This window comes from Pseudomonas sp. AK106, from assembly GCF_053903055.1.
In genome coordinates this window covers 2,584,676-2,598,105 of sequence record NZ_CP096426.1, presented here as the reverse complement: position 1 = coordinate 2,598,105, position 13,430 = coordinate 2,584,676, and the positions used below count along the sequence as shown (strand labels likewise).

Sequence of the window (13,430 nt, the reverse complement as noted above, 5' to 3'; positions counted from 1 at the left end):
CCTCCTAGCATTCGACGATGGCTTTGACGACCCGCTGCGCAGGGTCGAGCAGCGTGGTGAAGCGCTCGGTCACTTCGCTCAGGGCCATGCGGTGGGTATTGAGCGCGGCGTCCGGGATCAAGCCGTCGCGCAGACATTGCTCGACGTAGCGGAAGTCTTCGACGGTGGCGTTGCGACTGCCCATGAGCGTCGCTTCGCGCTTGTGAAATTCAGGGTCGGAGAAGCTGATGGTGTCGCGGACGATGGACACCAGCACGTATTTGCCGCCGTGGGCGATGAATTCGAAACCGCGCTCCATGGCCTTGGCGTTGCCGGTGGCGTCGTAGACCACATCGAAGAATTCTCCCTGGGTCAGTTGCTCAAGTTGCTGCTTGTCGTCTTCGCCGATCAGCACGGCCGAGTCAATCTGCAGGTGCTGCTTGCAGAACGTCAGGCGGTCCTCGCGGGTGTCGAGCACCGTGACTTTCGCGCCCCGCAGACGTGAGAAAATTGCAACCGCCATGCCAATCGGGCCGGTGCCGACCACCAGCGCGCGCTGGCCGGCTTGCACGTCGGAGCGACGCACCGCATGGGCGCCAATGGACAGAAACTCGATCATGGCCGCCTGATCCAGCGTGACCCCGTCCGCCTTGAGCACGAAGTTGTGGGGCAGGCTCAGGTATTCGGTGAATGCGCCGTCGCGATGGACGCCCAGCACTTGAATGCGCACGCAGCAATTGGTCTTACCCTGGCGGCAGGCAATGCAGTCGCCACAGGATAGGTACGGCATTACATAGACCACGTCGCCCGGCTCAAGCCCGCTGCCCGCCTCGCTTTGCTCGACGATGCCGGAAAATTCGTGGCCCATGACCCGGGGGTATTCGAGGAACGGCTGGTTGCCGTTGAAGATATGCAGATCTGTGCCACAGACCCCGACCCGCTTGATGCGGACCAGCGTCTCGCCGGGTGCCCGTTCGGGTTTCGGACGGTCAAGGGCCAGCAGGGAACCGGGTTTTTCGCAGACGACGGTGAGCATTTTCTCTCTCCAGACCAGACACGCCGGCATCGCTGAAACGGCCAGAGCCGCAGGTTACCGGGCAGTGATCTTGTTGTTGTGAGGTGGCGGATGGATTCTGGAAGCGCGGGCCGCAAGTGCAGTGGCTGCAGCCATGACAAGCGCGGCGCTGCAGGAAAAAATGACACAGCCGCCTGACCATTGGCAAGACCAATTAATCTATTTAGGTATTGGCCTTACCAAATCAGCCATTTGAGTTTTCAGCGCGATCACCAGCGCTACGGCTGTAAATCCCAACAGCCCATGGTTATGATCGGAGCCCATGACTTCCCCATTGCCGATCCGCTCGCCCTGCCCGCCCGGCGCCTGTAAATGCGACCGCGACCGACTGTTGGATCTGGAGGGCGCGGACGTGCGCATCCTTCGCCTGACCCGTCAGGAAGAGAAACGTCTGCTTGAGCGTCTGGAAAATATCGCCACGCTGGAAGATCTGCAGCGCCTGCAAACGCGGATGTTCGACCAGTTGGGCATCCGCCTGGACATCGGCCCCGGCTTCAATGAAGTGCGCAGCATGCGTGGCATGGTCATCGACATCGCCGAACTGCCCGGCATGTGCCGCAAAACCCGCGCCGCCATTCCTGCCGCCATCCGCCGCGGCCTGGAAAAGAATCCCGAAATCGCCTGGCGCCTGCTGGACGCCCACGACTTGTTTCGGGATGCGTGAATGCGGTGAGGACCTGGTATTAGAAATACCAGACTCAGCGCGGCCTTACTCCTCCCAGTCCGCCTTGTCGATCTTCAACCCGTGCAAGCCGTTGTAGGCCGCTCGTTTTGGCTGCTCCCAGCCTTGCAGCAACGCCGCATCAATGTCGTAGATTTCTACACCCAGCGGCCGGCAAACGGTCAGCGGGTCCTGGGCATCCGGGCCCCACATCGGCAGGGAAAGGTCGCCGCCGGGACACGTCGACAGCGCACAGAGCAGGTCGATTTCGGCGAAGAATTCCAGGTAATCCCCCTGTTTGGCCGGGCAGGCTTTCATGAAGTACAGGTCGTCGTGATTCAAGCCGGTGCACTGGAAGATATTCAGCACGTCGTGCACGTCGAATTCGGTCAGGCCATGGGGCAACACGGCGCGAGTCAGATTCGAATGGCAGTGGTGGTGAAAGTCTTCGCCGGTGAGCATCTTGTTCACGTAGGGATCGCAGCGGGTGCCGAGCAGGTCATGCAGCCGACCGCCGTGCTCGTCGATGCCGTAACTGGCGAGGCTGTCGTCGGTGATGGTGATCATCGGCCGCAGGAACGGCAGGTTCGACCACAACCGGTCGTGGGTCGTGACATGGGCGCCCTGCAATTGCCGGGTGCGCGCCGCCCACAGGCGCTCGCGGGGATCATCGGCGCTCCAGACGTTGAAGTCGCCCACTTGCGGGCCCACCGGGGTGGTAACGCGGAACACCTGACCGGCCTTGACCTTCCACGCTCGCCCGGTGCGGATCGGCACTTCGAACTGCTCGACCAAGGTGCGACTGTCCTGCGCCTCGCGGATGCGTTGATAAAACGCCGTGTCGACTTGCAGCGCCGAGCCTTTGCTGACCTGATAAGCAGCGGGATAGTCTTTGAACATGGGTGCTCCTGGCGAATGATGGGGGTCGGACACACTGGTCACAGCACAGCCCGTGCCAAACGCGTTGAGTCGTTGAACACGCAAAACCACAACGCTTATTTGGAATTTAATTTCCATCTGTACAAGCAATAGAACTGCGATTAGCATTGCGACAGCCTCACCGAGGCCCCGAATCGACCTCAACAAGACCTCATCGAGAGGCTTCAGGGGATTCACATGCTCGACCGCGCCAGACGTTTTTCCATCAAGCAGATCGCGACTCAAGCCGGCGTGAGCAAGGCGACGGTCGATCGCGTGCTGCATCAGCGCGGCAGCGTGCATTACCAGACCCACCGCCGCATCCATCAAGCCCTCGAAGAGCTCGAAGCCCAGGAAAAGTCCGGGCCTGCGGTGGGCCGCACCTTTCATATCGACGTCATCCTGCACACGCCCAAGCGTTTCAGCGATGCCGTACAAGAGGCGGTTCTCGCCCAGCTCGGCAGTCTGGCGCCGTTTCGTATCTTTCCGCGCTTTCACCTCCATCAGGCCATCGGCCCGCAGCAGATGCACGACCTGATTCTGCGTTGCGTCGGCAAAGGCAGTCAGGGCCTGATCATCAAGGCCGCGGACGAGTTGCCGATCAACGAAGCGGTGAATCAGGCGACGGGGGCGGGTGTGCCGGTGGTGACGTTTGTTTCCGACCTGCCCCAGAGTGAGCGCATCGGTTACATCGGCATGGACAATCGCACGGCCGGGCAAACGGCGGCGTATCTGATGTCGCGCTGGCTGGCCGACGAGGCGCAAGACGTGGCCGTGGTGATCAGCAGCGAGCTGTTTCGTGGCGAGGAAGAGCGCGAGATGGGTTTTCGCACCTGGCTGCGCAGCCGTGCCGCCCATCTGCGCGTCGTTGACGTCACCGGAGGGTTCGGCGTGCATGAGCCGACCTTTGAAAAAGTGACCCGGGCGCTGCAGGACAATCCGTCGATCAAAGCCATTTACAGCGTTGGCGGCGGTAACCGCGCCATCGTCGAAGCCTTCGCCGCACTGGACCGCCCCCTGGAGGTGTTCATCGGCCACGACCTCGATCAGGAAAACCGGCAACTGCTGGCGGAAGAAAAGATTGCCGCGATCATCGATCACAACCTGCACGTAGATGCCCGCAATGCGTTTCTGCACATCCTGCAGTTCCATCGCCTGTGGAAGGCGGTGCCGATTCCCGTGTCCCACGTGCAGGTCGTCACGCCGTTCAACCTGATGCACTGATGTGCAGCCGCACCCGTTACGCCGATCACCCCATAACAACAATCCCGGAGATCCACCCATGCTAGGCATTGCTGTCCTCGGCGCAGGCCGTATCGCCAACATCCACGCGGCCAACGTGGCCGCCAATCCCGACGTGAAACTGGTGCTGATCGCTGACCCATGGCGCGAAGGCGTCGACGCCCTGGCCGGCAAGCTGGGTTGCGCCGCGGCCTACGATTGCGCCGACGCCATTGCCCGGGACGATGTGGACGCGATTGTCATCGGCACGCCGACCGACACCCACATCGACCTGATGCTGCGGGCGGTGAAACTGGGCAAACCGGTGCTGTGCGAGAAACCCATTGACCTGGATTTCGCCAAAGCCGCCCGCGCGGTGGAAGAGATCGAGCGCCTGAACGGCAAGGTGATGCTTGGGTTCAACCGCCGTTTTGACCCGGACACCCTGCAGATGCGCAAAGCCATTGCCCGTGGGGACGTCGGTGAGGTCCGCCAGGTGGTGATCACCAGCCGCGATCCAGGGCTGGCGCCGGTGGAGTACCTGACCCACTCCGGCGGCATCTTCCGTGACATGACCATCCATGATTTCGACACCGCACGGACGTTGCTCGGCGAAGAACCCATCGAAGTCATCGCCATCGCCAGCCGCCTCGTGGAACCCGCACTGGCGCAGATCGACGACTACGACAGCGTGATGGTGCTGCTGCGCACCGCCTCCGGTAAACAGTGCCACATCAACTGCTGCCGCGAGGCCGTGTACGGCTATGACCAGCGCCTGGAAGTGTTCGGCTCCAAGGGCATGATCCTCAACGACAACCATCGCCCGAGCACCGTGCGCAGCTACAGCGCCACGCAGACCGAAGTGCGCGAGCCGCTGGAGAACTTCTTCCTCGAGCGCTACGCCGCTTCCTACCGCATCGAGCTGAACCAGTTCATTGACGCGGTGCGCGGCAACCAGACCCTGCCGACCAACGCCCGGGATGGCTTGAGAGCGCTGCATCTGGCCAACTGCGCCATCGAGTCGATCAAGACCGGGCGAGCGGTGAAAGTGGACATGTGAATCCTGCGGTGCCCATCGCCCGTACTTGGGTGCGGGCATGATGAACGCCCGGCGGATCATTTGAAATCGCGACTGCGCACGTCGAGCCCGGTGAGCATCGGCGTGAGGTCGAACAATCGCTGGGCGATGACGTGGCGTACGCCCTTCTGGAATTCGAACTTGCCGAACACCTGCATCAACTGCGACCCTACCAGCACCTTGCGTTGACGCTCGGCCAGATCACGCCAGACCACCACGTTGATCATGCCGTGTTCGTCTTCCAGGGTCACGAAGGTCACGCCGCTGGCGGTGCCGGGCCGTTGTCGACCGACGACAAGCCCGGCGACGCTGAAGCTGCGGCCGTGTTCTTCATCCAGCAAATCCTTTGAACTGCGAAAACGCTTCGCCGCCAGCTTATGGCGCAGCAGGGCCAGCGGGTGCGGGCCGAGTGTGGTGCCGAGGGTGTCGTAATCGGCAGCAAGGTCCTGGGCGACACTGGGCAGCGGCAGCGCGACCTGGGCCTCTTCGCCAAAACAGTCGTCGCCGAACAACGGACGCTGCATCTCGACGCCGGCGATCTCCCAGCGCGCCCGGTGCCGATGCCCCACCAGCCCCCGCAGCGCACCGGAATCGGCCAGCGCAGCACGGGCGCGATTGTCCAGCTCGGCGCGGATGCACAGGTCGGCCACGTCCTTGAAAGCACGTACGCCGCGCGCCTGTTCAATACGCTTGGCGTCCTCCTCGCGAAAGCCGCGGATCATGCGCAGACCCATGCGGATCGCCAGGTTCTGGTTGTATTCCCGGCCGGCCACAGGCTCGAGTGAACAGTCCCAGTCGCTGTACCGCACGTCCACCGGGTGCACGTCGATCTGGTGGCGCCGTGCGTCCTGCAGCAGTTGATCCGGGCTGTAAAAGCCCATGGGCCAGCTGTTGATCAGCGCGCAGGTAAAGGCCGCCGGCTCGTGGCATTTCAGCCAGCAACTGGCGTAGGTCAGCAAGGCGAAGCTGGCGGCGTGGGATTCCGGGAAGCCGTAACTGCCGAAGCCCTTGATCTGCTCGAAAATCCGCTGGATGAACTCGTCGGGGTAGCCCTTTTCCTTCATGCGCTCGCTGAGGCGAATGCGATGGGGCTCGAGACCGCCATGGCGTTTCCAGGCCGCCATGGAACGGCGCAGTTGGTCCGCCTCGCCGGGCGAGTAATCCGCGGCGACGATCGCCAGTTGCATGACCTGCTCTTGAAACAGCGGCACACCCAACGTGCGCTCGAACACCGCTTTCAGTTCTTCGGACGGGTACGTCACGGCCTCTTCGCCGTTCTTGCGGCGCAAGTACGGATGCACCATGCCGCCCTGAATGGGCCCGGGCCGGACGATGGCCACCTCAATCACCAGGTCATAGAAAGTGTTGGGCTTCAGGCGCGGGAGCATGGACATCTGCGCCCGGGACTCGATCTGGAACACGCCGATGGTGTCGGCGCGGGTGATCATGTCGTAGGTCGGTTTGTCCTCGGCGGGGATGGTCGCGAGGGTCAGGTCGTAACCGCGATAACCCCTGACCAGGTCGAAGGTCCGGCGCAGTGCGCTGAGCATGCCCAAGGCCAGAATATCGACCTTGAGCAGGCCCACCAGATCGAGGTCATCCTTGTCCCACTGAATGATGGTGCGGTCCACCATGGCGGCGTTTTCCACGGGCACCAGGGTTTCCAGCGGATGCTCGGAAATCACAAAACCGCCGGGGTGCTGGGACAGATGCCGGGGGAAGCCGATCAGTTCGCCGGTCAACGTCAGCACACGTCGCAGAATCGGGCTGTCAGGCTCGAAACCGCATTCCCGGAGCCGTTCGGCGGGCGGCATGTTGTCGCTCCAGCGGCTGAAACAATCGGCCAACGCATTGATCTGGTCGGGCGGCAAACCGAGGACCCGCGCCACATCCCGGACGGCCCCCGCACCGTGGTAGGTACTGGCAACGGCGGTGAGCGCCGCTCTGCCCCGGCCGTATCGACGGAACACGTATTGCAGCACTTCCTCGCGCCGTTCATGCTCGAAATCGACGTCGATGTCCGGGGGCTCGTCTCGCTCTTCCGAGATGAAACGCTCGAACAGCAGGTTGCTTTTTGACGGGTCCAGCTCGGTGATGCCCAGGGCGAAACACACTGTGGAGTTAGCCGCCGAGCCACGGCCCTGGCAGAGGATGTGCTGACCGCGGGCGAAGCTGACGATGTCGTGCACCGTGAGGAAGTAACTCTCGTACCGCTTGGCCGCGATGACCTTCAGCTCTTTTTCGATGTTGCTGCGGGCGACCTCCGGCACGCCCTGAGGCCAGCGCCGACTGGCGCCCTGCTCGGTCAGGTGCCGCAACCAGCTGCTGGGGGACTGGTCAGGCGGCACCAGCTCATGGGGGTATTCGTAGCGCAATTCACTGAGGTCGAAGGTGCAACGCCGGGCGATGTTCAAGGTTTCAATCAGCAGGCTCGCCGGGTAAACCTCGCTCAATACCGAGAGCGGCCGCAGATGCCGCTCGCCGTTGGCAAACAGCCGATGCCCCGCTTCGGCCACGGTGGTGTGATGGCGGACGGCGCTCATGGTGTCCTGCAACGCCCGACGACCGCGGGCGTGCATGTGCACGTCTCCACTGGCGACGGCAGGAATCGCCATGGCACGCGCCATACCGAGCAAGGTGTTGAGGCGCTTTCGGTCATCCGGACCGCAATGCAGTTCGACGCTCAGCCACAGATTCTGCTGAAAGATCCCCCGCAGCCATTCGCCTTGCTCCCGTCGGGTCGGGATGTCCTGATCAAGATCCGGCAGCCACAGCGCCAGAAGCCCTGGGACCGGCTGCTGAAAGTCCGCGTGCAGCAGCCGGTATTCGCCCTTCTTGCTGCGGCGCCGCCCTTGGGTGATCAAGCGACACAAGGCCTGGTAGCCGGCGAGATTCTCCACCAGCAAGACGATTTTCGGCCCGTTCTCGATGGTGATTTCGCTGCCGATGATCAGTGGCAGCTCACATTCCTTTGCGGCCTGCCACCCACGCACGATGCCCGCCAGGGTGCATTCATCGGTGATCGCCAGCGCTTGATACCCATGCAGCTTTGCCCGCTCGAACAGCTCCTTAGCACTCGACGCCCCGCGCTGAAAGCTGAAATTCGACAGGCAATGCAGCTCGGCGTATCCCCCGCTCATGCGAACCAGCCGTGCAGCAACAGACTGATGTCGCCGACGCTGCGGTACGCCCAGCCACGCTGGCCGTTACGGGTTTCAACCAGGTAGTAGTCGCGGCGTACATCGCCGCCGTCCCACCAGCCCGACTCGATGCGCTCCGGCCCCGCCAGCACACGCAGGCCGGGCTCGGTCAGTAACTCGGGCTCCGGCAATAGCCAGCCGGGGCGCGGTACTTTGTGGAGCAGCGCCGGCGGTTTGCCCGGGCACGCGGGCGACGAAGCGCACTCGGGGCGATGGTCGGCTTGAAAGCCCAGACCGGCGACCGCTTCGTCCCCAAGCCGTGCGCGCAGGCGCTCGCGAAGCTGCTCCCAGGGCATGGTCTGCTGCGGACGGTCGTCGAACAGCTCGCGGTGGGTCGGCACGAACGCCGGCAGGTCCTTGGCCTGCAATCGCAACGCGCGGACCGGAGACGGCACTTCAATTTGTTCCAGACGACCCCGTGCCAGCTCGAACAGCATGTTGGCTTCGCGCTCGGCGCTGAGCAGGCCGACGGGAATTTGCGTGTCCGGCGCAACGCTACCCACGCTTGGCACGTGTTCCAGATGAATCACAAAACGTTGCACGCCGCTGTCGCGTCCGGCCAGAAAAACCGCCAGATCGGCAATCATGCGCTTGAGCGGGAACAGCAGCGCCTGATGGGATTCGACGTCGAAGTTGAGCTCGATGCGGGTATCGAAACGGTCAGGCGGCACATAACACTCCAGCCCCATGGGCCTGCGCCCGAACAGCGTATCGAGGTGTTGCAGCACGGCCGCCGGAAAACGCCGGGCCAGGGTGTCACGGGGCAAGCCATGAACCTGGCGCACGCGATGCAGGCCCATGCGCGCCAGTGCAGTGGCGACTTCGGTTGGCAGGCCGATGCGGTTGACCGGCATCTGTGCCAGCACCTCCTGCAGCGTGTCGGCATCGGTCACGGCCAGACCGTCATGGGCGTTGGCGAGCATGCGGGCCGCCAGCGGATTGGGCGCCGCGACGATGCGATGGGTGAAGCCCAGCTCGGTCAGCTCCTGACGCAGTCGCGCCTCGAACACCGGCCACGGACCGAACAGGCCGAAGCTGGATTCCACCTCCATCAACAGCACGCGCGGGTACTTGAGGCTGACATGGGAACTGAAACGGTAGGCCCAGGCCGCCAGCAAACGGTGCCAGCGCTCGGTTTCGTCCGGGTCGTATTCGACGGTGGCGAATTCCCGGGTCATGGCGTGGGCTGCGGTCAGAGACTGGCCGGCACGCAAGCCCATCGCGCGGGCGGCCGGGTTGACCGTCTGCAGCACCCGGCGCTGGGCCGTGCCGCTGATCAGAGCCAGCGGTTCTTCAGGGTTTTCGCGACGGCGCATGACGCCGTCCAGCGCCAGCTGCGGCAGGAGGACACAAGCCCAGAGCATGGCAACCTCAAGCGTCAGCGATGAACGGAACGGGGGAAGAAGGCGCCAGCCCGCCGCGACACTTGAGCACCCGCAACTGACTGGGGCGCGGGTCGATGGCAATGCGCAGCGCGGCCGGAGACGGATTGGCTGCCGCCTCATGCCCACGGCAGGCAAAGGCCAGGGTTTCACCGGTTTCGGCGGCCACCTGCAAACGACGCAAGGCACGGTCGTCGACCTTGGTCGGCCAGCACAGCACCGCGCCGCAACTGCCCGAACGCAGGCATTGCTCCACCGCCCACAGGGCATCGCGCTCGTTGGCGTGGATGATCGACAACTGCTTCAGGTCGATGCCCGCCATCTGCCACGCCTGGGCATAGGGCAAAAAAGGAGGCGCAACCAGCACGATGCGCTCGCCGCTGTCCGCCAGTCGCGCCAGGGTCGGCCACATCAGACGCAACTCGCCGCTGCCGTTGGCCGCCACCAGCACTTCAGTCATTGCTGCAGGCGGCCAGCCTCCCATGGGCAACGCAGCATCGAGGGCGGCATGGCCGGTAGGCTGGGCGGCAACCGAGGCAACGTGCTGACGCCCCTTCCAGACGCGTCGCTCGTCCAGCAGCGCGTCGAGGCTGACCACCGCGCCCATCATTCCCGGCGCACCAGGCCACAGAACACGCCTTCGATGGCGAAGTCCTGGTCGGGCCGCACGATGATCGGTTGATATGCCGGGTTGCGCGGCAGCAAGCGAAGCTGATCATCGCCGCGCTCAAGGCGCTTGATGGTCACTTCGCCGTCCAGCCGGGCGACGATGATCTGACCGTCGCGGGCCTCGGCGCTTTGCAGGATGCCCACCAGATCACCGTCGAAGATGCCGTCGTCGATCATTGAGTCCCCGCTCACCCGCAACAGGTAATCCGGGACGCGCATGAAGGTGCGGCTGTCGAGCGTGAAGGTGTCGTGATTGTCGAGGTCGGGCCCGATGGGCGCGCCGGCGGCCACCCGACCGAGTAGGGGAATGTCGAGCATCTGCGGCCGTGGCCCAGTGTCCAGCAGGCGGATGCCGCGGGCCTGATTGGCGACGACTTCGATCAAGCCGGCGTCGGTCAGGGCCACGATGTGCTTGCGCGCGACACTGCGGGAAGCAAAACCGAAGGCTTCGGAAATTTCAGCCAGGCTGGGAGGCTGGCCATTCTGGGCGATGCGATCTCGTATGAACGTGAGGATGGCAGCGCGTTTGGGGGATAGGGTCGTCATGGAGCACATTTGTACTCTTTTCGACTAATCCTGACCAGCGCCTCCTGTCGATCCCTTGGCAATTTTTGTAACAGAGCGGCGAATCCACAGAATCGCCACCCCTTATTTCATTTATTGCGATGGGTGCTATCTAGCGCTCAAACAACGCCTGGATCTGCGGGTAGGTCAGGCTGCCTTCGGTGACCGCTTCCGATCGCCCTTCCTGCAGAAAGCCCCGCGCCAGTTGCTCGGCCTGTCCCCATAAGGTCTGCGTGATGGTGGACCCGGCGCTCAAACGGTGCACGCCCAGCTGGGCCAGCGCGTCGGCGGCGGGCAGGCCCTGTCGCGCCAACAGATTGATGGGCAGGTCGATGCCTGCAACGACGGTCTTGATGTGCTCGACATCCACCAATGCCGCCACGAACAGGCCGTCTGCACCCGCTTCCCTGTAAAGCTGGCCGCGCTTCAGTGTTTCCTCCAGACGCAACTCTTCAGCGACCAGACTCGCCAGGTAAACGTCGGTGCGGGCGTTGATAAAGACGTCCAGCCCGTTGCGGGCCGCCATGCTTTTGATCGCCTCGATCTTGCGGGCCAGCAGCACCGGCGCGTCGGAAGCGTCCTCGATATTGATGCCGATCGCGCCGACGTCCAGCACCCGCTTGACGTTTTCCGCCACGGTTTGCGGGTCGTCCGAGTAGCCGTTTTCCATGTCCACCGACAGCGGCACGTTGATCAGCCGCGCGATGCTGGCCGCGACGGTTACCGCGATGTCCACCGGAAACACACGGCCATCGGCATAGCCCTGGGCCCAGGCGACCCCGGCGCTGGTGGTCGCGATGGCGGTGGCGCCGAGGCTTTCGAACAGCCGAGCGCTGCCGGCATCCCAGGCATTGGGCAGGCGCAAAACGGTGGACTGGTGGTGCAGTGAGCGAAACGTCTGAGCGGAACCGGGCATGATCATCTCCATTGATTCGGTTTCTGTGCGGGTTTTTACTGACAGGGTGTGCGTGTGTGTGGGGGCCAGTCTAGAACAGTGACGCCTGGGTCAAAGCCGCCGCCGTAATGCCCTTGCCACGCGACGCGGGCTGATACCCCTCAAGCGTCAGGAGCAGGTGCTTGGCGTAGAGGCCACCGGCAAAACCGGTGAGCGCGCCGGAACTGCCGATCACCCGGTGGCACGGGGCGATGATGGAAATCGGGTTCTTGCCATTGGCGGCACCGACGGCGCGCACGGCGGCGGGGTTGCCGATCTGCACGGCAATGTCGAGATAACTGCGGGTTTCGCGGAAAGGAATATTCAACAAGGCCTGCCAGACTTTCTGCTGAAATGCGGTGCCATGGAATTCGAGCTCAAGGTCGAAGCGCTGTCGGCGACCGGCAAAGTATTCGCCGAGCTGGCGCTCGGTCCGGTCCAGCATATCGCTGCCGGCATCTTCGCTCATCGGCCCGAGCAGCACGCGGTTGGGGCGGTCGTTTTCCCAGAGCACGGCGGCCAGACGCGGGCCCTTGGCGATCAACTTCAACTGACCGACCGGGGAATCGATGAAGCGGTAGGTGAAAATCATCGTCTGGCTCCTGCTCTGACTTGTGGCCTGGCTTGCGGTATTGCGCGTGTTGAGGATTTCGCACTGGATCGTGGTGCGCCTTGGTCATCCGCAATGACCCGACATGATCCGTGATCATCCGGCATGACCCAGACCGTCCGGGCGCCGGGTCGAATGCCGACATACTACTCGCGCGCCCGGTTCGAACCACCCGCTTCTTGCGCTCGAACTCACAGGTCAGCCGCCCTTCTGCTTGCCCGCCGCGTCTGCCGCGGAATTCCAGATGTGAATCGCGGCGTAGGCGCGCCAGGGTTTCCAGGCTTCGGCCCGCGCCTTGTGCTGCGGCAGGCGCAGCAGGGTCGGCTCCTGCAGGGTCATCAGATTCATCAGCACCAGATCGGCGGCAGGCCAGGCGTCCGGGTCACGCCAGGCGCGCATGGCGATGTATTCCACGGTCCAGGGGCCGATGCCGGGCATGGCCAGCAACTGTCGCCGTAAATCGCCAATGACGCCATGACGAACGTCAAGGGACAGCTCGCCACTGGCCACCGCCGCCGCGAGACGCTGCAGGGTCTCGACGCGCTTGCCGGGCATGCCGATCTTGTCCAGGTTGGCCTGCGCCAGGGCCTCAGGCGTCGGGAAGCGCCAGGCCAATTGTTCATGCAGCCCATCGTGGACCTGAACCCCGGCGCGCTGCACGAGGCGACCGATAATCGTCGTCGCACCCTTGACGCTGACCTGCTGCCCGACAATCGTGCGCACCGCCAGCTCGAACCCGGAAAACGCCCCCGGCACGCGCAGCCCCGGGCGACGCTGCACCAGCGAGGCCAGCCACGGGTCTTGCGAGAGAGCCTGGTCGATGATGGGCGGTTCGGCGTACAGATCGAACATGTGCGAAACCGGCACGATCAGCTCATCAATGTGCTGGCTGACCTCGCCATGGACGGTCGCCAGCAATTGCTGCCCGTCCGGCGCCAGTGCGACCGACAAGGCACCTTGGCTGCCCTTGAAGTCGATCGTGCGCATGTACACCCCATCGACCACCGCCTCCACGCCCGCCGTCATCCGCGCCGCAAAGAAATCGAGCATGCGCTGCCAGTCGAACGGCGGGTTGAAGGGGATCAGGCGCGAGGCGTGGGGCTGGAGAGGTCGAAGCATGGGGAATCGCCGGCAGTCAG

General features: G+C 63.7%; 12 protein-coding genes. 3 read left to right on the top strand and 9 right to left on the bottom strand.

Annotated features, from left to right (window positions below; all coding sequences use genetic code 11):
• Nucleotides 1-4: 4 nt before the first annotated feature.
• A complete protein-coding gene (locus M1E04_RS11665; protein WP_456293029.1) occupies nucleotides 5-1,015 on the bottom strand; it encodes a zinc-binding alcohol dehydrogenase family protein in 1,011 nt (336 codons plus the stop codon).
• 301 nt (nucleotides 1,016-1,316) lie between these two features.
• On the opposite strand from M1E04_RS11665, the gene M1E04_RS11660 reads away from it, so the two are divergent.
• A complete protein-coding gene (locus M1E04_RS11660; protein ID WP_456293028.1) occupies nucleotides 1,317-1,718 on the top strand; it encodes a hypothetical protein in 402 nt (133 codons plus the stop codon).
• A gap of 45 nt (nucleotides 1,719-1,763) precedes the next feature.
• On the opposite strand, the gene M1E04_RS11655 is transcribed toward M1E04_RS11660, so the two are convergent.
• Nucleotides 1,764-2,615: an urea carboxylase-associated family protein gene (locus M1E04_RS11655; protein ID WP_296307139.1), complete on the bottom strand. Its 852-nt coding sequence runs from the start codon at nucleotides 2,613-2,615 to the stop codon at nucleotides 1,764-1,766.
• A gap of 216 nt (nucleotides 2,616-2,831) precedes the next feature.
• Here M1E04_RS11655 and M1E04_RS11650 point away from each other — a divergent pair, with 216 nt between their 5' ends.
• Both M1E04_RS11650 and iolG read left to right on the top strand, forming a co-directional pair.
• Nucleotides 2,832-3,857 carry a LacI family DNA-binding transcriptional regulator gene (locus M1E04_RS11650; RefSeq protein WP_456293027.1) on the top strand — a complete coding sequence of 342 codons (1,026 nt, stop codon included), beginning with the start codon at nucleotides 2,832-2,834 and terminating at the stop codon, nucleotides 3,855-3,857.
• A gap of 58 nt (nucleotides 3,858-3,915) precedes the next feature.
• A complete protein-coding gene (gene iolG, locus M1E04_RS11645) occupies nucleotides 3,916-4,914 on the top strand; it encodes an inositol 2-dehydrogenase (protein WP_456293026.1) in 999 nt (332 codons plus the stop codon).
• A gap of 56 nt (nucleotides 4,915-4,970) precedes the next feature.
• Here iolG and M1E04_RS11640 read toward each other — a convergent pair whose 3' ends face one another.
• The 7 genes from M1E04_RS11640 to M1E04_RS11610 form a co-directional block, all read right to left on the bottom strand.
• The gene (locus M1E04_RS11640; protein WP_456293025.1) at nucleotides 4,971-8,072 is read right to left on the bottom strand and encodes an error-prone DNA polymerase; all 3,102 of its coding nucleotides are present in this window, start codon (nucleotides 8,070-8,072) and stop codon (nucleotides 4,971-4,973) included.
• Complete coding sequence (locus tag M1E04_RS11635; RefSeq protein WP_456293024.1) at nucleotides 8,069-9,496, bottom strand: Y-family DNA polymerase; 1,428 nt, start codon at nucleotides 9,494-9,496, stop codon at nucleotides 8,069-8,071. Before M1E04_RS11635 ends, M1E04_RS11640 begins: the two co-directional genes overlap by 4 nt.
• Nucleotides 9,497-9,503: 7 nt before the next feature.
• The gene (gene imuA / locus M1E04_RS11630; RefSeq protein WP_456293182.1) at nucleotides 9,504-10,121 is read right to left on the bottom strand and encodes a translesion DNA synthesis-associated protein ImuA; all 618 of its coding nucleotides are present in this window, start codon (nucleotides 10,119-10,121) and stop codon (nucleotides 9,504-9,506) included.
• Entirely contained in the window at nucleotides 10,121-10,738 is a 618-nt protein-coding gene (gene lexA / locus M1E04_RS11625; protein ID WP_456293023.1) for a transcriptional repressor LexA, read from the bottom strand. Before lexA ends, imuA begins: the two co-directional genes overlap by 1 nt.
• 121 nt (nucleotides 10,739-10,859) lie before the next feature.
• Entirely contained in the window at nucleotides 10,860-11,663 is an 804-nt protein-coding gene (locus tag M1E04_RS11620) for an isocitrate lyase/PEP mutase family protein (protein WP_369319018.1), read from the bottom strand.
• 70 nt (nucleotides 11,664-11,733) lie between these two features.
• Entirely contained in the window at nucleotides 11,734-12,273 is a 540-nt protein-coding gene (locus M1E04_RS11615) for a methylated-DNA--[protein]-cysteine S-methyltransferase (RefSeq protein WP_456293022.1), read from the bottom strand.
• Nucleotides 12,274-12,489: 216 nt separating this feature from the next.
• Nucleotides 12,490-13,410 carry a DNA-3-methyladenine glycosylase family protein gene (locus tag M1E04_RS11610; protein ID WP_192136025.1) on the bottom strand — a complete coding sequence of 307 codons (921 nt, stop codon included), beginning with the start codon at nucleotides 13,408-13,410 and terminating at the stop codon, nucleotides 12,490-12,492.
• Nucleotides 13,411-13,430 lie beyond the last annotated feature (20 nt).

What these genes read in the sequence shown, in the direction of transcription:
- M1E04_RS11665 (WP_456293029.1), bottom strand. Translation starts at nt 1,015, where the DNA reads ATGCTCACCGTCGTCTGCGAAAAACCCGGTTCCCTGCTGGCCCTTGAC.
- M1E04_RS11660 (WP_456293028.1), top strand. Translation starts at nt 1,317, where the DNA reads ATGACTTCCCCATTGCCGATCCGCTCGCCCTGCCCGCCCGGCGCCTGT.
- M1E04_RS11655 (WP_296307139.1), bottom strand. Translation starts at nt 2,615, where the DNA reads ATGTTCAAAGACTATCCCGCTGCTTATCAGGTCAGCAAAGGCTCGGCG.
- M1E04_RS11650 (WP_456293027.1), top strand. Translation starts at nt 2,832, where the DNA reads ATGCTCGACCGCGCCAGACGTTTTTCCATCAAGCAGATCGCGACTCAA.
- iolG (WP_456293026.1), top strand. Translation starts at nt 3,916, where the DNA reads ATGCTAGGCATTGCTGTCCTCGGCGCAGGCCGTATCGCCAACATCCAC.
- M1E04_RS11640 (WP_456293025.1), bottom strand. Translation starts at nt 8,072, where the DNA reads ATGAGCGGGGGATACGCCGAGCTGCATTGCCTGTCGAATTTCAGCTTT.
- M1E04_RS11635 (WP_456293024.1), bottom strand. Translation starts at nt 9,496, where the DNA reads ATGCTCTGGGCTTGTGTCCTCCTGCCGCAGCTGGCGCTGGACGGCGTC.
- imuA (WP_456293182.1), bottom strand. Translation starts at nt 10,121, where the DNA reads ATGGGCGCGGTGGTCAGCCTCGACGCGCTGCTGGACGAGCGACGCGTC.
- lexA (WP_456293023.1), bottom strand. Translation starts at nt 10,738, where the DNA reads ATGTGCTCCATGACGACCCTATCCCCCAAACGCGCTGCCATCCTCACG.
- M1E04_RS11620 (WP_369319018.1), bottom strand. Translation starts at nt 11,663, where the DNA reads ATGCCCGGTTCCGCTCAGACGTTTCGCTCACTGCACCACCAGTCCACC.
- M1E04_RS11615 (WP_456293022.1), bottom strand. Translation starts at nt 12,273, where the DNA reads ATGATTTTCACCTACCGCTTCATCGATTCCCCGGTCGGTCAGTTGAAG.
- M1E04_RS11610 (WP_192136025.1), bottom strand. Translation starts at nt 13,410, where the DNA reads ATGCTTCGACCTCTCCAGCCCCACGCCTCGCGCCTGATCCCCTTCAAC.